Origin of the sequence: Paenibacillus spiritus, assembly GCF_008710135.1 — a bacterium.
In the GTDB taxonomy this organism is placed as follows: Bacteria; Bacillota; Bacilli; order Paenibacillales; family Paenibacillaceae; genus Paenibacillus_AQ; species Paenibacillus_AQ glufosinatiresistens.
In genome coordinates this window covers 50,217-69,000 of sequence record NZ_VYKK01000030.1, presented here as the reverse complement: position 1 = coordinate 69,000, position 18,784 = coordinate 50,217, and the positions used below count along the sequence as shown (strand labels likewise).

At 61.2% G+C, this 18,784-nt stretch carries 17 protein-coding genes; 11 read left to right on the top strand and 6 right to left on the bottom strand.

The annotated features are described in order from the left end of the window. Positions 1-65: 65 nt before the first annotated feature. Positions 66-1,637, bottom strand: coding sequence for a sensor histidine kinase (locus F4V43_RS17955; RefSeq protein ID WP_150459642.1), 1,572 nt, complete (start codon positions 1,635-1,637; stop codon positions 66-68). Beyond that, entirely contained in the window at positions 1,634-2,320 is a 687-nt protein-coding gene (locus F4V43_RS17950) for a response regulator transcription factor (RefSeq protein ID WP_150459641.1), read from the bottom strand. Before F4V43_RS17950 ends, F4V43_RS17955 begins: the two co-directional genes overlap by 4 nt. A 432-nt stretch (positions 2,321-2,752) precedes the next feature. Here F4V43_RS17950 and F4V43_RS17945 point away from each other — a divergent pair, with 432 nt between their 5' ends. From F4V43_RS17945 to F4V43_RS17935, 3 genes are read left to right on the top strand one after another with little or no spacing between them, the layout of a single operon-like run. After that, positions 2,753-3,931: a glucose-1-phosphate adenylyltransferase gene (locus F4V43_RS17945; protein ID WP_150459640.1), complete on the top strand. Its 1,179-nt coding sequence runs from the start codon at positions 2,753-2,755 to the stop codon at positions 3,929-3,931. A gap of 25 nt (positions 3,932-3,956) precedes the next feature. Next, on the top strand, positions 3,957-5,060 hold the full coding sequence (gene glgD / locus F4V43_RS17940; RefSeq protein ID WP_150459639.1) for a glucose-1-phosphate adenylyltransferase subunit GlgD: 1,104 nt from the start codon (positions 3,957-3,959) through the stop codon (positions 5,058-5,060). Between the two features lie 51 nt (positions 5,061-5,111). Next, positions 5,112-7,550 carry a glycogen/starch/alpha-glucan phosphorylase gene (locus F4V43_RS17935; protein ID WP_150459638.1) on the top strand — a complete coding sequence of 813 codons (2,439 nt, stop codon included), beginning with the start codon at positions 5,112-5,114 and terminating at the stop codon, positions 7,548-7,550. 186 nt (positions 7,551-7,736) lie between these two features. Here the strand turns inward: F4V43_RS17935 and F4V43_RS17930 are convergent, their stop codons facing one another. After that, positions 7,737-8,216, bottom strand: coding sequence for a GAF domain-containing protein (locus tag F4V43_RS17930; RefSeq protein WP_150459637.1), 480 nt, complete (start codon positions 8,214-8,216; stop codon positions 7,737-7,739). 204 nt (positions 8,217-8,420) lie between these two features. Here F4V43_RS17930 and F4V43_RS17925 point away from each other — a divergent pair, with 204 nt between their 5' ends. Together F4V43_RS17925 and F4V43_RS17920 are read left to right on the top strand one after the other, a co-directional pair. Next, positions 8,421-8,720 carry a hypothetical protein gene (locus F4V43_RS17925; protein ID WP_150459636.1) on the top strand — a complete coding sequence of 100 codons (300 nt, stop codon included), beginning with the start codon at positions 8,421-8,423 and terminating at the stop codon, positions 8,718-8,720. Positions 8,721-8,865: 145 nt separating this feature from the next. Beyond that, on the top strand, positions 8,866-9,447 hold the full coding sequence (locus F4V43_RS17920; RefSeq protein WP_150459635.1) for a GNAT family N-acetyltransferase: 582 nt from the start codon (positions 8,866-8,868) through the stop codon (positions 9,445-9,447). A gap of 100 nt (positions 9,448-9,547) precedes the next feature. Here the strand turns inward: F4V43_RS17920 and F4V43_RS17915 are convergent, their stop codons facing one another. Further along, on the bottom strand, positions 9,548-10,015 hold the full coding sequence (locus F4V43_RS17915; protein ID WP_150459634.1) for a MarR family winged helix-turn-helix transcriptional regulator: 468 nt from the start codon (positions 10,013-10,015) through the stop codon (positions 9,548-9,550). A gap of 314 nt (positions 10,016-10,329) precedes the next feature. On the opposite strand from F4V43_RS17915, the gene F4V43_RS17910 reads away from it, so the two are divergent. The 3 genes from F4V43_RS17910 to F4V43_RS17900 all read left to right on the top strand — a co-directional run bounded on the left by F4V43_RS17910 (position 10,330) and on the right by F4V43_RS17900 (position 13,832). After that, positions 10,330-11,640 carry an MFS transporter gene (locus F4V43_RS17910; RefSeq protein ID WP_150459633.1) on the top strand — a complete coding sequence of 437 codons (1,311 nt, stop codon included), beginning with the start codon at positions 10,330-10,332 and terminating at the stop codon, positions 11,638-11,640. Between the two features lie 129 nt (positions 11,641-11,769). After that, complete coding sequence (locus F4V43_RS17905) at positions 11,770-12,540, top strand: ABC transporter ATP-binding protein (protein WP_223879960.1); 771 nt, start codon at positions 11,770-11,772, stop codon at positions 12,538-12,540. A gap of 11 nt (positions 12,541-12,551) precedes the next feature. Then, on the top strand, positions 12,552-13,832 hold the full coding sequence (locus F4V43_RS17900) for an ABC transporter permease (RefSeq protein ID WP_191089639.1): 1,281 nt from the start codon (positions 12,552-12,554) through the stop codon (positions 13,830-13,832). 70 nt (positions 13,833-13,902) lie between these two features. Here F4V43_RS17900 and F4V43_RS17895 read toward each other — a convergent pair whose 3' ends face one another. Further along, positions 13,903-15,234, bottom strand: a complete 1,332-nt coding sequence (locus F4V43_RS17895; protein WP_150459631.1) for an NAD(P)/FAD-dependent oxidoreductase — start codon at positions 15,232-15,234, stop codon at positions 13,903-13,905. A 153-nt stretch (positions 15,235-15,387) separates the two neighbouring features. Between F4V43_RS17895 and F4V43_RS17890 the strand changes: the two genes are divergently transcribed. Then, a complete protein-coding gene (locus F4V43_RS17890) occupies positions 15,388-15,825 on the top strand; it encodes a BrxA/BrxB family bacilliredoxin (RefSeq protein WP_150459630.1) in 438 nt (145 codons plus the stop codon). A gap of 102 nt (positions 15,826-15,927) precedes the next feature. Here the strand turns inward: F4V43_RS17890 and F4V43_RS17885 are convergent, their stop codons facing one another. After that, on the bottom strand, positions 15,928-16,752 hold the full coding sequence (locus F4V43_RS17885; RefSeq protein ID WP_150459629.1) for an alpha/beta hydrolase family protein: 825 nt from the start codon (positions 16,750-16,752) through the stop codon (positions 15,928-15,930). Positions 16,753-16,897: 145 nt separating this feature from the next. Here F4V43_RS17885 and acpS point away from each other — a divergent pair, with 145 nt between their 5' ends. Further along, complete coding sequence (acpS, locus tag F4V43_RS17880) at positions 16,898-17,296, top strand: holo-ACP synthase (RefSeq protein WP_150459628.1); 399 nt, start codon at positions 16,898-16,900, stop codon at positions 17,294-17,296. Then, a complete protein-coding gene (mutY, locus tag F4V43_RS17875) occupies positions 17,289-18,620 on the top strand; it encodes an A/G-specific adenine glycosylase (RefSeq protein ID WP_150459627.1) in 1,332 nt (443 codons plus the stop codon). Before acpS ends, mutY begins: the two co-directional genes overlap by 8 nt. The last annotated feature ends 164 nt before the right edge of the window (positions 18,621-18,784 follow it).

Below are 18,784 nucleotides of genomic sequence, written 5' to 3'. Positions count from 1 at the left end.
AACGATTCTGATCCGGCTCTTCAGCCGCAAGCTTCCCTCTATTCTATGAAATCCGCTCCTTCATTTCAATTCGGAGCCTCCGTCCGGGGCAGCAGCACGCGGAACCGGGCGCCTTGCCCCGGCGGGCTGTCGGCCGTGATCTCTCCGCCGTGCGCCTCGGTGATCGACTTCGTGATCGAGAGGCCGAGGCCGGAGCCGCCGTACTTGCGGGCGCGCGAGGCGTCGCTGCGGTAGAAGCGGTCGAACACATAAGGAAGATGCTCCGGCGGGATGCCGGGGCCGTTGTCCTGAACGGTCAACACGGCCCAGGAGCCTTCGGGCTTCAGGGCTACCCGGATGCAGCCCGCGGCCGGATCGGTGTGCTGAACCGCGTTCTGGAACAGATTCAGCACCACCTGCTTGATCTTATCAGGGTCATACCGGCCCCACAGATCTTCTTCCAGGGCAAAATCGACCCGGCGGCCGTCCGCCAGCATCCGAAGCTGGGGCTCCATCTCGGCGAGGACCCCGCCCAGCTCCAGCTCCCGGGTCCGCAGGCCCGGCTCCCCGTCCATCCGGGCGAGCAGCAGCAGGTCCTCGACAAGCTTGTTGATCCGCCTGGACTCGCCGTGCATGCTGCGCAGCGCTTTGTCCAACTGTTCCTTGTTGTCCGCCGCTCCCCGCAGAAGCACCTCCAGGAACCCGTGAATCGAGGTCAGCGGCGTCCGCAGTTCGTGGGAGGCGTCGGCCGCGAACCGGCGCATCCGCTCCTTGGCCTCGCGTTCGCTCCGGAAGGAGCCTTCCAGCCGCTCCAGCATGCCATTGAAGGAGTGGGAGAGCTGGTCGATCTCCTCCTGGCCCTGGCGGGAAGGAAAGCGGAGGTCCAGGTTGCCGGCGTCAATGCGCTGCGCGGTGGTCCGCATGGTGGAGAGCGGCACCAGCGTCCGCCTGAGGGCGGGCACATAGAGGAATAGGCCCGCCAGCAGCGCCGCCGCTGACAGGCCGACGAAGATCAGCAGCTGGGTGAGAATTACTTTGCGCAGCGGCCCGGTATCGACGCTCATCTGCAGCAGGGCCTCCGGCCCGTCCGAGCGTCCGAAGCGCTGGAATACCGCGAGCTGTTCGCTGCCGCCGCCCGAGCTTATGATCCGGTACCTGTTCGGATGCCGCGAATCGGCATCGTCCAGAAGCTCCCGGTATTCGGCGTCGCTCAGACGCGGGGCTTCCGACTCCGCCAGCGTGGCGCGCTGAAGATCGGTGAAGGTTCCGTCCGGCGTGTAGATCGCAATGGTCGTCTGGGCGTCCAGCAGCAGAGGGCGGCGAGCTCCGTTCCAGACTCTCCCGCTGTCTCCCGCCTCGCTCTGAAACGGAGGGGGCGGTTGAGCGGACGGCTGCCCTTCCGGGGAGTCGCCGGGCAGGGTCCCGTCCGCGTCGTCCCGGGCGAGATTGAAGATCACCTCGCGCGGAATGGAACGAATCTGGGTCTGCATGGTCTCGGCCCGGTTGCTGTAGATGAAATTGCGCATAATGACATACTGAAGCACGCCGATCAGCAGCAGCAGCCCCGATAGAATCAGCAGCGAGGCGGCCAGGAGCTGGCTGCGCAGCGAACGCGGCCCGCGCAGGCGCAGCGGACGGAAGCGGCCGTGAGCGCTCATGGGAGGTCCACCCGGTAGCCCGCTCCCCGCAGCGTCCGGATCAGGCGGTGCTCCTTGTCGCCGAGCTTCTCCCGCAGAGAGCGGATATAGACTTCCACAATGTTCTCTTCGCCGCCGAAGTCATAGCCCCAGACTTTGTCGAGAATCATCGGCTTGCTCAGCACCAGCCCGTGGTTAAGGAGCATGTACTGGAGCAGCTCGTACTCGGTGGGCGACAGTTCCAGCGCTTCGTCCCGGTACCGGATTTCCCGGCGGCGGTTGTCAATGCGGAAGGGGCCGCAGCGAACTTCGCCGAGCAGCGCCGGGAACTGGTTGCGGAGCCTGGCCTGAATCCGGGCCAGCAGCTCGTCGAAGCTGAACGGCTTGACCATATAGTCATCCGCTCCGATAGACAGGCCCTTCACCCGGTCGTCCACTTCATCCTTGGCCGTCAGCATGATAACGGCAATCTCCTCTTCCCCTGACCGCAGATAGCGGCAGACTTCGAAGCCGTTCATTCCCGGCATCATCACATCCAGTATGGCGACATGCGGCTTGAACTCGGCGGCAATCTCCAGCGCAGCTGTCCCGTCCTGGGCCGTCCGGACTTCAAAGCCTTCATTTAACAGGCCCAGCTCCAGAAACTGGAGAATATGCGGCTCGTCGTCCACCAGCAGCAGCCGCACGCCCTGTGCGGTATTCATCGGTATCCCTCCCAGCATGGTTACTGCCATTATGCCACAGACGGTTGAAAATTTGCTGAAGAATACGCGGCTTGTCCACGCCGATCCTTCAATCAGCCCGGCCGATATTGGTTAATGATTAATGAATCGGCAAGGAGGAAACGGTTGCAGATTAAATGAACCGGGTCCGGTAAAGCCTTTGTATGAAATAGAAGAAAAGGGTTTTGACGGTATGCCGTCTCACACTTTAAAATAGGGCGTATAGCTCAGCGGAGTTCCGCTTCCGCTCCCCGTTTTGAATCCCTTTTTCCTAGTTTCTTTACCGGTTCCTTTTACAGCTTTCCGGCTTTGCCCGCACCACCGGTTCCTGCTACATATCCATTACTTGAGTCGCACTCGTTCTCCCAGCAATCGAAGAAGCGTTATCCACCCCAAGCTCAAGGAGGCTCTTCCATGAAGAAAAAAGAAATGGTTGCCATGCTGCTGGCCGGAGGCCAGGGAAAAAGGCTGAAGGGTCTGACCAAATCGCTCGCGAAGCCGGCCGTATATTTCGGAGGGACTTACCGGATTATCGACTTCCCGCTGAGCAACTGCACGAATTCGGGTATCGACACCGTCGGAGTCCTGACGCAGTATGAGCCGCTGGTGCTGCACTCCTATATCGGGGTCGGCTCGGATTGGGATCTCAATCATAACCACGGAGGCGTCTATGTGCTTCCCCCGCATGAACGCGAGGACGGAAGCAGCTGGTACCGGGGAACGGCGGACGCCATCTACCGGAACCTGAAGTTCGTGGACCAGTATGATCCCGAGCATGTCCTTATCCTCTCTGGGGACCATATTTACAAGATGGATTACAATGCCATGCTTCAATATCATAAAGAACGGAATTCCGACTGCACAATCTCGGTGATTGATGTCTCGATGGAAGAAGCGACGCGCTTCGGCATCCTCAATACCGAGGAGAACCTGAAGATTTATGAATTCGAGGAGAAGCCGGCGAAGCCGAAGAGCACGCTCGCCTCGATGGGCGTCTATATATTCAAATGGGAGGTGCTGCGGCGGGCGTTGCTGGAAGACGGCGAGAATCCGGAATCCTCGCATGACTTCGGGAAAGACATCATCCCGGCGCTGCTCTCCAAGGGCAAGACGCTGTATGCCTATCCGTTCGAAGGATACTGGCGGGATGTGGGTACAGTCAACAGTCTCTGGGAGGCCAATATGGATCTGCTCAGCGACAATCCGCCCCTCAATCTGAACGATCCGTCCTGGCGCATCTATACGCGCAATCCGAACCAGCCGGCCCAGTATGTGGCTCCCGGCGCGAAGGTGTGCGGTTCGATCATCAACGAAGGCTGCATCGTCCGCGGCGATGTCGAGCATTCTGTGCTCTTCTACGGAGTAGAAGTCGGAGAAGGCAGCGAGATCAAGGATTCCGTCATTATGCCGAAGGTGAAGATCGGCCGCGGCGTGAAGATTCACAAGGCGATTATCAGCGAGAATACCATTCTCGAAGACGGCATGGAAATCGGCGTAGAACGGGAGAATGAGAATGAGAATGAGATTCTGCTGATCGACAACCGCAACAAGAAGCGCAAGGCCTCTCCAGCCAAGATCACCAACACGCTCTAAATAAAATACAAGGACGGTGCAAGCCATGAAGCAGCTTCTGGGCGTTATCAATCTGGATCACGAACTCGATAATCTGAACGAACTTACCTACTTCCGCTGCGGCGCGGCCGTGCCCTTTGCCAGCCGGTACCGGCTGATTGATTTTGTTCTCTCCAATATGATGCGCGCCGATCTGGAGAGCGTGGGCCTGTTCGTCCGGCGGAAGTACCGCTCGCTGATGGACCATTTGGGCGACGGCAAATCCTGGGATATGAACCGCAAGCACGGCGGGCTGTTCATCCTGCCGCCCGACTGGAATGACCCGACCGATACCTCGCGCGGCGACCTCCAGCATTTTCACAACAATCTCGACTTCTTCAAACGCGCTTCCGCCAAGTACCTTGTGCATTCCGGAAGCCAGCATATCAGCACGATCGACCTGCGCGAGCTGTACAACTATCATCTCAAGCAGGGCGCGGACGTCACGCTTGTCTACAAGAAGATCGAGGAGCTTCAGCCCGAGCATGAGCTGTGCCAGCGGCTGGAGGTGGACGAAGACAGCTTCGTAACCGGCATTCATCAGGAGAAAGGCCATCATAACGTATATCTCGATATGTTCATCATGGAGAAGGACCGGTTCCTGGAAATGGTGGAACACTGCATCGCCCACGGCGAGAGCTTCTTCTTCCGGGACGCCATCCAGAAGAATCAGAACAGCCTGAAGATTGCCGCCTATGAATACAAAGGCTACCATGCCGTAATCAACTCGCTGGAGAGCTATTACAAGAACAGCATGGAACTGCTGCGTCAGGAGAATTTCATGGAGCTGTTCGGGAACAATCCCGTGCAGACCAAGATCAAATATGAGGCTCCCACCCGTTACCTGGAGAACGCCGAGGTCAGCAATTCGCTGGTCGCCAACGGCTGTATTATCGGGGGCAAGGTGGAGAACAGCGTGATCTTCCGGGGCGTGCAGATCCGCAAGGGGGCGCGGGTGACCAACTCCGTCATCATGCAGAAATGCGTCATCGAAGAAGGTGCCGTCATCGAGAATGTGATTATGGATAAGGACGTGCAGCTCAGCCGGGAACGGGTTCTGGTCGGAGACAGCCGCCGCCCGTTCGTCATTGCCAAGAGCAGCAAAATGTAGCCCTTTCCCGCCGTCCTGCGCCATAATTAGCGAACGTCAGGAGGAACTCTTTTGCTATTTACCGATAAAGAACGTTTCAAAGCCGCATTTACCGACAAAATTGTCGATCAGCTGGGCAAGCCGCTCGAAGAGGCTTCCGGCGCCGATGTCTTCAACATTCTGGGCAATATGGTCCGGGAGCAGGCCGGCCGGAACTGGGCCGAGACGAACCGCCGCTATCGGCAGGGCCAGGAGAAGCAGGTGTATTATTTCTCCATGGAATTTCTGATCGGCCGGCTGCTCGGCAACAATCTGCTCAACATGGGCGATCTGGAAGTCGTCCGGGACGGGCTGGAAGAGCTGGGCTTCCGCCTGGACGACATCGAGGAGGAAGAACCCGATCCGGGGCTTGGGAACGGCGGCCTCGGGCGTCTGGCGGCCTGCTTCATGGACTCGCTGGCCTCGCTGGGCTATGCCGGACACGGATGCGGCATCCGCTACAAATACGGACTTTTCGAGCAGAAGATCGTGGACGGCTACCAGGTGGAGCTTCCGGACTACTGGCTGCAGAAGGGCAATGTATGGGAAGTGCGCCGCGAGGACAAGAGCGTGGACGTGAAGTTCTGGGGCCGTGTGGAGACCGATGTCGACAGCAGCGGCGAGCTTGTATTCGAGCATAAGGATTACGAGACGGTCCGGGCGGTACCGTACGACATCCCGATCATCGGCGCCGACGAGCGGCACGTCAATACGCTGCGCAACTGGAGCGCGGAGTCGGTCATGCAGCCGTCCAAGGCGTTCGGGATGCGGGCGGGAAGCGATTATCACAAATTTCTGGAGTACAAGCGTTCCGTCGAGTCCATCTCCGAGTTTCTCTATCCGGACGATTCCCGCTATGAAGGCAAGCTGCTCCGGCTGAAGCAGCAGTATTTCATGTGCAGCGCAGGCTTGCAGAGCATTCTGCGCACGTTCGACAAGCTCGGACTGCCGTATACCGCGCTGCCGGACAAGGTGGCGCTTCATATCAACGACACCCACCCGACGCTCGTCATTCCCGAGCTGATGCGCCTTCTGATGGACGAGAAGAAGATGGGCTGGGATCAAGCCTGGGACATCGTGACCCGCATGGTCTCCTATACGAATCATACAATCTTGAGCGAAGCGCTGGAGAAGTGGCCGGTGCCGATGGTGCGCGAGCTGCTGCCGCGCGTATTCCAGATCATCGAGGAGATCAATGCCCGCTACTGCGCCGAATTGCTGCGGCGCTATCCCGGCGATGAGGGGCGTCTTGCGGACATGGCCATTATCTACGGCGATCAGGTGCGCATGGCCAACCTGGCCATCGTCGGCAGCCACAGCGTCAACGGCGTTGCGGCGCTCCATACCGAAATTCTGCGCAAACGGGAAATGCGGCTCTTCGACGAGATGTTTCCCGACCGGTTCAATAACAAGACGAACGGCATTACGCACCGGCGCTGGCTGCTGCACGCCAATCCGCAGCTGAAGGATCTGATCGACGATACGATCGGAACCCGCTGGAAGACGCATCCGCAGGAGCTGATCGGGCTGATTAAGTACTGCGAGGATGCCTCCTTCCAGGAGAAGATCGGCGAGGTCAAGCGCGCCAACAAGCTCCGGCTTGCGCAGTATATTGAGAGCCGGCACGGTGTCAAGGTCAATCCCGATTCCATCTTCGATGTCCAGGTGAAGCGGCTGCACGCGTACAAGCGCCAGCTTCTGAACATTCTGCATATCATGCATCTCTATAATCAGATCAAGGCTGCGCCGTCGATGGACATAGTGCCAAGAACGTTCATCTTCGGGGCCAAGGCTGCGCCAAGCTACCATCTGGCAAAACGGATCATCAAGCTTATCAATACGGTTGCCCATACGGTCAACAATGACAAGGACGTCAACGGCAAGCTTCAGATCTTCTTCCTGGAGAACTATTCGGTATCGCTGGCCGAGAAGATCATTCCGGCGGCCGATGTCAGCGAGCAGATCTCGACGGCGAGCAAGGAAGCGTCGGGCACGGGCAACATGAAATTCATGATGAACGGCGCGCTGACCATCGGCACGATGGACGGCGCGAATGTCGAGATGCACGAAATGCTGGGCAATGAGAACATGTTCCTGTTCGGCCTGAGCGCAGAGCAGGTGCTGGATTATTATCAGCACGGCGGCTATTACGCCCGGGATATCTACAACGGCGACGGGCGGGTCAAGGAAGTGCTGGACCAGCTCATGAACCCCGGCGCGTTCTGCTGCGACGGGCAGGATTTCGGTCAAATCTTCCACTCGCTGCTGGACAACAACGACGAATTCTTTGTCCTCAAGGATTTCGCCTCGTATGTCGAGACCCATGTGGAGATTGACCGGGCTTATCGCAACCGTCCCGAATGGCTCAAGAAATCCATTATCAACATTGCCCACTCCGGCAAATTCTCAAGCGACAGCACCATCAGCCGCTACGCTTCGGAGATTTGGAATATCCGGCCGGTAGAGCTGTAGAGCAGACCGTGTTCGCTGCGGAGGAGCCGAGGCAGCCTGACATGACAGATGTCCGACTTCAGCCGGACTTCAGCCGGAACGCCAAGTACGCCGAACAGCCCCCTCTCCCGCCTTGCGGCAAGTGAGGGGGCTGTTCGCGGTTTCTCTGCGCAGACCGGGAGGCGATCCTTCGGACGCTTCGGCGGCTTACAGGACGGCGGCTACGATGGCGGCAAAACGCTCCAGGAACCGGCGCTCGTCATCGTCGAACCGGTGCTTGATCGGGCTGTCGATGTCGAGTACCCCCAGCAGGCGGTCTTCCTGGACGAGCGGCACAACGATCTCGCTGTTGGAGGCGGCATCGCAGGCGATATGGCCGGGAAAAGCGTGCACGTCGCCGACGACCAGCGTCCGGCGCTCAGCCGCTGCGGTGCCGCAGACTCCGCGGCCGAGCGGAATCCGGATGCAGGCCGGAAGCCCCTGGAACGGACCCAGGACGAGCTCCGTGCCGTCGTATAAGTAGAATCCGGCCCAGTTCGTATCGGGCAGGGAAGCTTTGAGCAGAGCGGATGCGTTGGCCAGATTGGCGACGGCATTCGGCTCATCTTGAATCAGCGAGCCGAGCTGGGCAAGAACGGCCTCGAAACGCTCGCTGCGGGTGCCGTCATAGGGCATGGCCTGAAACATGGAGCATCACCTTTCTGTAAGTAAGTCTTATTAACCAACATAGTACAGGGCAGAGCGGTACGTCAAGCACTGAACCCCATGCGCCGTGCGGCTTTCAGAGGCAGCACCGCAGGTCCGGGCCGGAAGCCTGTGTTTCCGCGAAGACGGCGACGGGTAAATAATAGCTGACCCATCACAACAAGGCTTAGGCCGGGAGGAGGAGCTATGCGCGCCGATGTGCAAAATTTGTTCATAGGAATCCATATGCTGTATATCGCCCACGAACGCAAGCTGACGATATCGGATATGCAGACTCAACTGGAACAGTTCGGATATCGGATTGGAGAACGCGAAGTGAAGCAGGAATTGGAACGGCTAACCCAGGATAATTATCTGACCTTCCACGGAGAAGAGTACAGCTTGACGGGAAGAGGCATTGAGGAGTTCCGCAGCATTCAGCCGAAGCTGGAGCTTCTGTGCCAGGAAGTGCTGAAGCCGATCAAGACGGCCGGCGCTACCGGCTGAATCGCCTGATTCCAGACCGTTACGCATTCCTTGACCCCTGGCAGGCATGCAATGAAGGCGTCCGCGCGTGAGCGGGCGTTTTTTTGTGCGTGCTTGCCGGCATCCGGAACATGCTATACTACAACCAGAAGAAGGAGGGGGACGGATGGACATCCTCACAGGAACGGCTCCGGGGCTTGAGGGCCCGCGAATCGTGCTGCGGCCGCTGTCCACGCTGGATGCCGAAGCGCTGTTGTCGGTCTGGACGGCGGATGAAGCCTCCGATTGGCTGGGCATGCCCGAGCTGAGCGGTGCCGGATCCGCCGAAGCGCTGATTTGGCTGCTGCTGGACATGGAGCGGGACGGAGACGGTCTGCGCTGGAGCCTGACGCTTCGGGACAGCGGAAGAGTGATCGGCAGCGCCGGCTTCAATGCCTGGCAGGACTCCGGCGCGCGCCGGGGAGAGATCGGGTGCGAGCTGCACCCCGGCTTTTGGGGACATGGCTATATGACCGAGGCGCTGCGCCTGGTGCTCGAATTTGGCTTCCGGAAGCTGCGGCTGAACCGGATCGAGGCGCAATGTCTGCGCGGCAATGAACGCTCCGAGCGTCTCTTCAGCCGCCTGGGCTTTCGGAAGGAAGGCTTGCTGCGGGAATACCGGCTGACCCGCCGGGGTCTGCGGGATGTAGAACTGTATGCCCTGCTGCGCCGGGAGTGGGAGAGCGCATCCGCAGAGCGGAGAAGCTGAGACGGACGGTTCGGTACGGTGCAGATGCAACAAGGAGGACCCGGCAATTGCCGGGTCCTCCTTGTTGCGGATTCAAGCCATCGGGGATGTGCTTCTTGGGTTACTTGCGCGGCAGGGGAGACAGCTTCTCGGCTTGCAGTCCCATCTTCTTGAGCAATCCGATCATCTGGACCTTCTCCTCGTCATTCAGTCCGCTGAACGCCAGGTGGAGCCGCTCCGTATACTTCGGATACATGTCGTTCATCAGACGCTCGCCCTCGGCGGTAAGCTCGGCGAAGATCACGCGGCGGTCGCTGGCGCAGGCCTTGCGCTGCAGATAGCCCCGTTCTTCCAGCTTGTCGATGACGTACGTAACGTTGCCGCTCTGCAGCAGCAGCTTGGCGCCGATCTGCTGGATCGGCTGCGGTCCTTTATAGTACAGAACTTCCATTACGGCGAAGGCCGTCGGGTTGAACCCTTCAATCTTGCTGCCTGTAACGGCGTGTTCGTTGATGCTCTTGAACGATTTGGCGAATACCCGGTACAAATGAAGCGTAAGCTGCGTGTCGCGCTCGTAGGATTGAAGCATCTTTCATTCACCCTTTTCCATTGAAATATCTGCATGCGTTCGTGTGGGGTCCGGATACGACGACCAGAACCTTTATATACTCCTACCTTACGTGAAAGAAAGAGAGAAAAACATGTGATTTGTCACAATGAGCGCAGTTTTAATTATTAAAAATCAAAATTATTTAAGGACGGGTTCCGCCTGTGAACCTGGGGCAAAATCAGGCTGCGGGACCGCGGGGATTTCCGGCCCGGGATGGAGGAGCGCCTCTTGCTGCCGTGCTAGCATGAAGACAAACGCTTCATTTAACCCGAGACAGGAGATGAATCCGAATAATGAATACCCTCACCGATTCCCCTCACCCTCAAGACGGGCAAGGCGGCCTGCGCCGCAACCGTCCCTTCCTGACGCTGATGGCGGCGCAGCTTGTATCCAATGTGGGCGAATGGCTGTACGTGCTGGCGCTGCTCGCCATGGTGGGCATGAAGTGGCAGGCCACCCCGTGGGAGATTACCGTAATGTCGCTGTGCATGGCAGTACCCTCGCTTCTGGGAGGGCCGATTGCCGGCGTGCTGGCGGATCGGATGAACCGCAAGCGCCTGATGATCGGCTCCGACCTCGTCCGGGCCGGACTGGTCGCCCTGTTCCTGTTCGCCGGAACGCTCTGGCAGGTGTATGCGCTGCTGATTGCCAAGGGATTGATGGATGTGCTGTTCAGCCCTGCCAAGAGCGGCAAGCTCAAGGAGCTGGTGCCTTCCGGGCAAATGGAGCAGGCGGTCTCCGTCAGCGCTTCCATCGAGCAGATTACGAAGATCGCTGGTCCGGCCCTCGGCGGCGTGCTGGTCGGCATGTTCGGAATCTCGGTCTGCTACGGGATTGACGCCGCCGCATTTCTGATGTCCGCGCTGCTGCTGCTTCGCCTCCCCGCCGAGTTCCGGCGCAGCCGGGAGGCGGCCGGGGCTCAGGGGCTTGCCTCCTTCCGCAAGGATCTCTCGGCTGGAATCGCGTTCATCTCCGGCATGCCGATGCTGATGGGCGGTCTGCTGCTGCTGGTGAGCGCGCTGCTCGTGCTTCAAGTCGCTGACTCCCAGGCCGTCACTCTGCTGCGGACCATACCGGACATGAACGAAGGCGTGTTGGGGTGGTGCATCGGAGCAAGCGGACTCGGTACCCTGCTCTACGTCTTGGCGGCGGGCAAGCTGGGCGCTGGCCGGCCGCTGCTGCTCATGAGCGCCGGAGCGGTAACGATGGGCGCCGTCTTTGCCGCAGCCGGAGTCATTACCGGCTCGGGGCTGAACGGGTACGGCTTGTACGCCGTCCTCTTCTCGGCGTTCCTGGTGGCAGGGGCCGGAGCGGGAATGATCTTCATCCCGTTCCAGACCCTGCTTCAGCAGCGGACGCCGGAGACGTACAGCGGACGCGTCTTCGGGACCGTGGGATCGCTGACCAGCGCTGCGGTCATTCTCGGCCCGGTCGCCGGGGGAGCGCTGGTCACCGCTGCGGGGCCGCTCTCGGCCTACCTGCTGTCAGGGTCGCTGCTCGTGCTTCTGGGCTGCGGCATGCTGCTGCTCCGCACAGCCATTGAGCGCCGGGATATACGGTCGAGCGAAGCTGCGGCGGCTCTGCCGGAGACGGCGGTACTCTAGACGGATAATGGTCCGTCCGTTTCGGTTTTGTATCAGGACCTGCAGCGTCTCTAAAGGAAGGCTGTATCCATAGACTGGAAGTGTTATGATAGAGTCCGTCAGAGACAAAGGAAACGGAGAGTGGACGGTGTGGAGGAGAAGCGGACGGAAGAGACGCCAGCGGCCCTGGGAACAGAGCCGGAGACGGTGCTCCGTGTTCATATTGAGGAAGCCGGTTACGAAGCCGGAGATGTGCGCATCCGCGACATTGGCTTTCAGGTCCGGCGCGGCGAGCTGCTCGGGCTGATCGGTCCGAACGGAGCGGGCAAGAGCACGACCATCAAGACGCTGCTCGGGCTTTTGAAGCATGCCAAGGCGGAAGTGTCTTTCGGAGGAAGCGGCGAAAGCGGCGAAGGCGGGAAGGCAACCTACGCCTATGTGCCGGAACAGCCCGTATTCTACGAAGAGCTTACCCTGTGGGAGCATCTGGATCTGGCAGCGGCGGCATACGGACTGGACTACGGGACATTCGCCACCACAGCGGAAGAGCTGCTGGTCCGGTTCGGCATGGAGCATGTCCGGCATGACTTGCCGGCCGGGTTCTCCAAGGGGATGAAGCAGAAGATGATGCTGATGCTCGGATTTCTGGTCCGGCCGGACGTGTATGTGGTGGACGAGCCGTTTATCGGGCTGGACCCGAGAGCGACGAAAGACTTCCTGAATCTGCTGAAATCAGAGCGGGAGCGGGGAGCGGGCGTCCTGATGTCCACCCATGTGCTCGATACGGCCGAGAAAATCTGCGACAGCTTCGTACTGGTCTCTGCCGGCGAAGTGGCGGCTTCCGGCACGTTGGAGAAGATCCGGGCAGCGGCGGGGCTGCCGGAGGCTTCGCTGTTCGATTGTTTTGACGCGTTGACATGAGGGGTCCCACTGTGACTGTGCCAAAAGAACCCGCCCCGGCCCGCCGCCGGGACGGCTATCGCACCGGTTCGCCCGGCCGGCTGCTTCGCAGGCGGCTGACCGGGCATATCCGCGAGCAGCTCGGAATGATCCGCACCGTCGCCGACTGGACGGTGATGCTCTATCTGATTATTCCCGGCCTGCTGCTGGGCGGCCGCTATTACTACGGCTACTGGCAGGAGCCGCTGCCCGGCTGGTCGCTGAACCTGCCCTTGGCGCTGCTTCCGGGCATCCTGGCGCTCGGGATCGTCTCGGGCGGCCTGCTGCTCCTGCTGCATGAAGGGGATCTGCTGTTTCTCCGCCAGCAGCAGCGCTGGGTACGGACGCTGATGCTGGGCGGCACGGCCTACAGCCTGCTGCTTACCGCGCTCAAGCTGCTGGCGGTCTGGGGCGTCATGCTGCCCTTTCTGATCCGCGGCTATGCCGTCTCCTGGCCGTCGGCCTTGGCGCTGGCAGCGCTGACCTTAGCCTGCGGCTGGTGCGTCAAGCTGCTTCGCCACCTGGTGCTGGTGCAGCGGCAGGGGTGGCGCCGCTGGCTGTGGCTCATTCCGGCTGCCGGCGTGCCTGCAGGCCTGTACGTCCGGGCAGTCTCCGCCTGGATGCAGACGCCGGCTCTGCTGTGGCTGGCTGCGGCGGTGTATCTGGCCGGCGCGGCGCTGGCGCTCCGCACCCGCCTCTCCCTGCGCGGCAGCTTCACCGGCGATGTCCGGGAGGATTTCAAGCAGCGGATGCGGATTGCGGCTTTTCTGCTGAGCGGCGTCATCGACAAGCCCCGGCCGACGCGGTACCGGCCTTGGATCTTCCGCAAGTCGCAGACGCTGCTGGCCACCGCCCCGGCCGAGAAACGGCTGACGGAGGCCGGAATCAAGGCGCTGGTCCGGCATACCGGCCATCTGAAGCTGTACCTTCAGTTCCTCGGGGTATCGCTTGCCGCCATCTTTATTGTGCCGTACGGCTTCAAATGGCTGGTGATCGGGGTGCTGCTGGCCATGCTGTCCTTCTGGCTGGTGTCGTTCTGGAAGTCCCTGATGGGCGAGGAGTTCGCCGCGCTGCTTCCCTTCTCCAAGGAACAGAGGGCGGTGGCGGGGACGAGAGCCGTTCTCCTGCTGTCGCTGCCTTACAGCGCGCTCACTTCGCTGCTGGCGGCTGTTCAACTGTACGGCTGGTGGGGAATAGTGTTCTTTCTCCCGGCGGGATTCGGACTGAGCTGGGTGCTGGCCGGGATGTTCGCGGGGATGAGGCTGGAGCGGTAAAAGAAAGGCGGGTGCCCGTGAACGGGCACTCGCCTTTTTGGGATAGCGTCTCATCACCTAAATCAGTAACCTACTGCGCCGAATAATGCCCTGCCCGCTCGGCGGCGTGCTTACCCGCCGTGTAGCCGGTCGAGAAGGCGGCGGTGATGTTGTAGCCTCCGGTATAGCCGTGGATGTCGAGCACCTCGCCGCAGAAGAACAGGCCGGGCATGAGCTTCGACTGCATGGTGCCGGGCTCAATTTCTTTGAGGTGGACGCCGCCGCCGGTGACAAAAGCCTCGGACAGCGAACGCGTGCCGTGAGCCGTTACGGGCAGGCGCTTCAGCATCCCGGCCAGCGCGGACTGGGCGGCCCGGGACAGGCTGCCGGCGAGAAGGTCGCCGTCCAGCCCGGCGCTGCGCAGCACGAGCGGAACGAGCCGCTCGGGAAGCAGCCCTTTCAGCACATTGCGCAGCGCGCGTTTGGGCTCAGCGCCAAGCTTGTCCGCGAGTAAGTCCTCGGTCCCGGACATATTCAGATCCGGGAACAGGTCAATGGAGAGCAGAACGGCCTTCTGGCCCGTCTTCTGCTGGACCTGGCGGAGGAACTGGCTGCACCGCAGCGCAATCGGCCCCGACAGGCCGAAATGAGTGAAGATCATATCGCCCCGGTGGGCGATTATTTTTTTGAGGGAGAGGAACGGGTCGGCTTCGGGATCGCCTGCAGCCGCGGCCTTCCGGCCCTTGGGCCCCCAGACGGACAAGGTGACATCCCGGAGGGACAGGCCCTGCAGCTCGCCGGACTGAATCCAGTCCTCGCGCGAGACAATCGGCACCTCGGTGGGATAGAGCTCGGTTATGGTATGCCCGGCAGCCATCGCCCAAGGATACCCGTCGCCGGTAGAACCCGTCTGGGGAACCGATTTGCCGCCGGTGGCCACGATGACCGATTTCGCGTCAAGGGTCTCTCCCGAGGCCAGCGCAACGCCGCTTACTTCTTCCTTCCCGTAGCGGACCTCCCGGACCGATTGTCCGGTACGGATCTCGACGCCCAGTGCGCGCACCCGTCCGATCAGCGCCGAGACGACGCTTGCGGCTTTGTCCGAGACCGGGAACATCCGGCCGTTATCTTCTTCTTTCAAGGCGATGCCGAGACCCTCGAAGAAAGCGATGATATCGCGGTTGTCAAAATGCTGGAATGCGCTGTACAGAAAGCGCCCGTTCCCCGGAATATGGGCGATCAGCTCGTCCGGTTCCTTGGCGTTGGTCACATTGCAGCGGCCGCCGCCGGATATGCCCAGCTTGCGGCCCAGTTTGTTGCCCTTGTCGAGCAGCAGCACCGAAGCGCCGCGCTCCGCCGCCGCCACGGAGGCCATCAGGCCCGAAGGCCCGCCGCCGATCACGATGACATCGTAAGCGTTCATGAGAGTAGCTCCTTCTTCCAAGTTGTAGCTGGCCCCATCATAGCATTAGACAAGGACCGAAGCCAGCCTGAAGGGGTCCGCCGGCTGTTCTCTTGCTTTCAGAGAGTTGGAATGTATAATAAAGTTAGTTCATTACTAAGGAGAGTGACCGACATGTCGATGTTTTTTCACCAACATATGAGAGACTCCATCCAGCCGATGCGCGATGACCTGACCAGCATCGGGTTCCAGGAGCTGCTGACGCCGGAGGACGTGGAGGCCGCGCTGCCTAACGCCAAGGGAACCGCGCTGGTCGTCGTCAATTCCGTCTGCGGCTGCGCTGCCGGACAATGCCGTCCCGGGGTCGCCGAAGCCCTCAGAGAGAGCGGAGTCAAGCCGGACCATCTGTTCACGGTGTTCGCCGGACAGGAGAGAGAAGCTACGGCCAAGGCGCGCGAATACTTCGCTCCGTACCCGCCGTCCTCGCCGTCCATCGCCCTGATGAAAGACGGAGAGCTGGTGCATTTCATCGAGCGTCATGGCGTGGAAGACCGCTCCGCCGCCGAGATCGCGGATGAGCTGAAGGAGATTTTCAGCCGGTACTGCCAATAATCTGATTAGAACGCAGCGATCCCGCCGCCCCTTTCGTGGGCGTGCGGGATCGCTGCGTTCCGGGCTGCGAAGATTCATTCAAGGAACAGCTGCGGACGGGGATTAACCCGCCAGCACCCGTTCCACGAAGGCCCGGGTGGCCGCAAGGGCGGCTTCGAGCTGCGGCGTCGTTCCGGCAAAAGGATGGACGGTGCCGAAAGTATGGTTGCCTCCCGGAATCCGTACCCATTCGATATCCGGCCGGACATCGACAAGCCGCTGCGATCCCCGGATCAGATGTTCTCCGTCCCCGGTGCCTTGAATCAGCACGACGGGGAAGTCGGCTCCGGCCAAGCGGAAGATCAGCTGGTAGCGGTCACGCTGCCGCTCGAGATCTTCCAGAATCACGGCATCCAGCGGCATCTGCTGGCCGGTCCGTCCGTTCAGCACGAAGGCCCGGCCGTTCTCGCGCATCCCCTGCTTCTGCTCTTCGGTGAACAGATCGAGGTCGGTCACGCCGTTCCAGCAGATGACCCCGGCGGCTTCGCCCGGATGATCCAGGGCATAGAGCAGGCAGTCGCCCGCTCCCCGGCTGTGGCCGATCAGGAACAGCGGCAGTCCGCCGAGCTTGGGATGCTGGCTGAGATAGGCCAGCAGCACCTGCAAGTCCCGGCTCTCCCGGTCGTAGGTATTGCGGGCGAACTTCTCCAGCTCGGTGAAATTCATCAGATCCTCGCCGATTCCGCCGTGGGAGAAATTGAAGGTAACAACTTCATAGTCCCGGCTGAGCGTCTCGGCGGCATAGGGGAACATGCCCCAGTCTTTGAAGCCTTTGTAGCCGTGGGCGATGACGATAAGCGCTTTGGCTCGGGCGGCCGGGGAAAAACGCGAACAGCGGAGAACGGCGTCGTCTCCGGCCGGAATCTCAAAGTGCTGAACGTTCTTCATAACAGTGCGCTCCTTGTCTGATGGGATAACCGGCGTCTGGACACCTGCCGGATTATTATATAGAATAAAGAAATTTGTTGAGAGGAACTCTTCCTCTATTAAGATAGCAGAAACGGAGCTGCAAAACTACTAAGGAGCGAAGGACATGATATTCGGAATCGGACATGATCTGGTCGAGATCGAACGGGTAGGGCGGCTGCTGGCCGGCAAAAGCGCGGAGCGGTTCCTGGACCGGATTCTGACCGTCCGGGAACGGGAAGCCATGCGGGCGCGGCCCGGGCGCGAGCAGGAATTCGCCGCCGGCCGGTTCGCGGCGAAGGAAGCCATCGCCAAGGCATTCGGCTGCGGCATCGGCGCAACGCTCGGCTTCGGCGACATGGCGATTGTGCCGGCCGAAGGCGGCCGTCCGGCGGCAGAGCTGAGCGAGGCGGCGTGGACCCGGCTTGGCCTGGAGCCCGGCCGGTGCGCCGTTCATCTGACGATTACGCATGAGCGGCAGATGGCTTCGGCCTTTTGCGTGGTGGAGGTGAAGCGCGGTGACTGATACGAAACTGGAAGAACGCTGGCCCCGCGAAGACCGGGAATTCTTCAGTGCGGGACTGCTGGACTGGTATTTGGCGCATAAACGCGATCTGCCCTGGCGGCGGACCCGCGACCCGTACCGGATCTGGGTATCGGAAATCATGCTGCAGCAGACGCGGGTGGATACGGTCATTCCGTATTTCCTGCGGTTCGTCGAACGCTTCCCCGATGTGACTGCGCTGGCGGATGCGCCGGAGGAGGACGTGCTGAAATGTTGGGAGGGCCTCGGCTACTACTCCCGGGCGCGCAATCTCCAGCAGGCTGCGAAGGATGTGAAGGAGCGCTACGGCGGCGTGATTCCAAACGATGTGGAAGCAGTGGCCGGCCTGAAGGGCGTCGGACCGTATACGGCGGGCGCAATTCTGAGCATCGCGTTCGGGCGGCCGGAACCGGCGGTGGACGGCAATGTCATGCGGGTGCTGTCGCGCTTCTTCCTGATTGACGACGACGTCGCCAAGCCGAAGACACGCATTCTGATGGAAGGACTGGCCCGGGAGCTGATCCCCGAAGGGGAAGCGCGGGAGTTTAACCAGGCGCTGATGGAGCACGGGGCCATGACCTGCACGCCGAAATCGCCGCGCTGCCTCGTCTGCCCCGTGATGGAACGCTGCGCGGGGCGGCTGGCGGGCCGGGAGAACGAGCTGCCCGTCAAGAGCAAGGCGAAGCCGCCGCGCCCCGAGACGCGGCTTGCGGCGCTGGTGGAAGGCCGCGGCGCGCACGCGGGCAAGGTGCTGATCCGGCAGCGTCCGGCCCAGGGCCTGCTGGCCCGCATGTGGGAGCTGCCGCACTGGCCGGCGCCGGAGGAGAGCGGCGCCTCCGAGCGTCCCCGGACCGGAACGGGGACGCGCAGAAGCGGCCTTCCGGCGGCGCCGCCGGAAGAAGCCGTGCGGGACCGGCTGCGCCGGTCCCTGGCGGGGGCCGGGATCGCAGCCCGGCCCGGGAAGCACTGGATGGCTGCCGAGCACACGTTCAGCCATCTGCAATGGACCCTGCAGGTGTACCTCTGCAGGGAGGAAGAGCTTCCGCTGCCGATGGCTGCGGAAGCCAGGGTGCCTTACGGGGCGGCGGGCGCAGCCGCCCCGGGGGAGGCTCCGGCAGGCGAAGCGCCGGAGCCGGTGCTGCCGTTCGAGGCCGGGCCCGGCTCGTCCGGGGATTCCGGCCCGCACCGCTGGATCGGCCGGGAAGAGATGGCCGGCTACGCTTTTCCGAACGTGTTCCTGAAGCTGCTGAACGCCTACTTCGATCAGCGGGAGCAGGGGGAGACGCGAGGACAGGAACCGGAGTAACAGGTAACAGCAGGACGGACAGCAGAATCTGCCGCCAAATCGACAGCAGAACCTGCCGCAAATCGACAGCAGAACCTGCCGCTTGTCCGGCAGGCGGCGAACAGCAAGAAGCCCCGAACCTTCCGGTCCGGGGCTTCTTGCTGTTCAGGCTATAGGCGGGACAG

Excerpts from the sequence above, each read along its gene's own strand:
- F4V43_RS17925 (WP_150459636.1), top strand. The coding sequence starts at position 8,421 with ATGCGCGCCGATGTGCAAAATTTGTTCATAGGAATCCATATGCTGTAT.
- F4V43_RS17945 (WP_150459640.1), top strand. The coding sequence starts at position 2,753 with ATGAAGAAAAAAGAAATGGTTGCCATGCTGCTGGCCGGAGGCCAGGGA.
- glgD (WP_150459639.1), top strand. The coding sequence starts at position 3,957 with ATGAAGCAGCTTCTGGGCGTTATCAATCTGGATCACGAACTCGATAAT.
- F4V43_RS17920 (WP_150459635.1), top strand. The coding sequence starts at position 8,866 with ATGGACATCCTCACAGGAACGGCTCCGGGGCTTGAGGGCCCGCGAATC.
- F4V43_RS17910 (WP_150459633.1), top strand. The coding sequence starts at position 10,330 with ATGAATACCCTCACCGATTCCCCTCACCCTCAAGACGGGCAAGGCGGC.
- F4V43_RS17890 (WP_150459630.1), top strand. The coding sequence starts at position 15,388 with ATGTCGATGTTTTTTCACCAACATATGAGAGACTCCATCCAGCCGATG.
- F4V43_RS17895 (WP_150459631.1), bottom strand. The coding sequence starts at position 15,234 with ATGAACGCTTACGATGTCATCGTGATCGGCGGCGGGCCTTCGGGCCTG.
- F4V43_RS17915 (WP_150459634.1), bottom strand. The coding sequence starts at position 10,015 with ATGCTTCAATCCTACGAGCGCGACACGCAGCTTACGCTTCATTTGTAC.
- F4V43_RS17950 (WP_150459641.1), bottom strand. The coding sequence starts at position 2,320 with ATGAATACCGCACAGGGCGTGCGGCTGCTGCTGGTGGACGACGAGCCG.
- F4V43_RS17955 (WP_150459642.1), bottom strand. The coding sequence starts at position 1,637 with ATGAGCGCTCACGGCCGCTTCCGTCCGCTGCGCCTGCGCGGGCCGCGT.
- acpS (WP_150459628.1), top strand. The coding sequence starts at position 16,898 with ATGATATTCGGAATCGGACATGATCTGGTCGAGATCGAACGGGTAGGG.
- F4V43_RS17930 (WP_150459637.1), bottom strand. The coding sequence starts at position 8,216 with ATGTTTCAGGCCATGCCCTATGACGGCACCCGCAGCGAGCGTTTCGAG.
- F4V43_RS17885 (WP_150459629.1), bottom strand. The coding sequence starts at position 16,752 with ATGAAGAACGTTCAGCACTTTGAGATTCCGGCCGGAGACGACGCCGTT.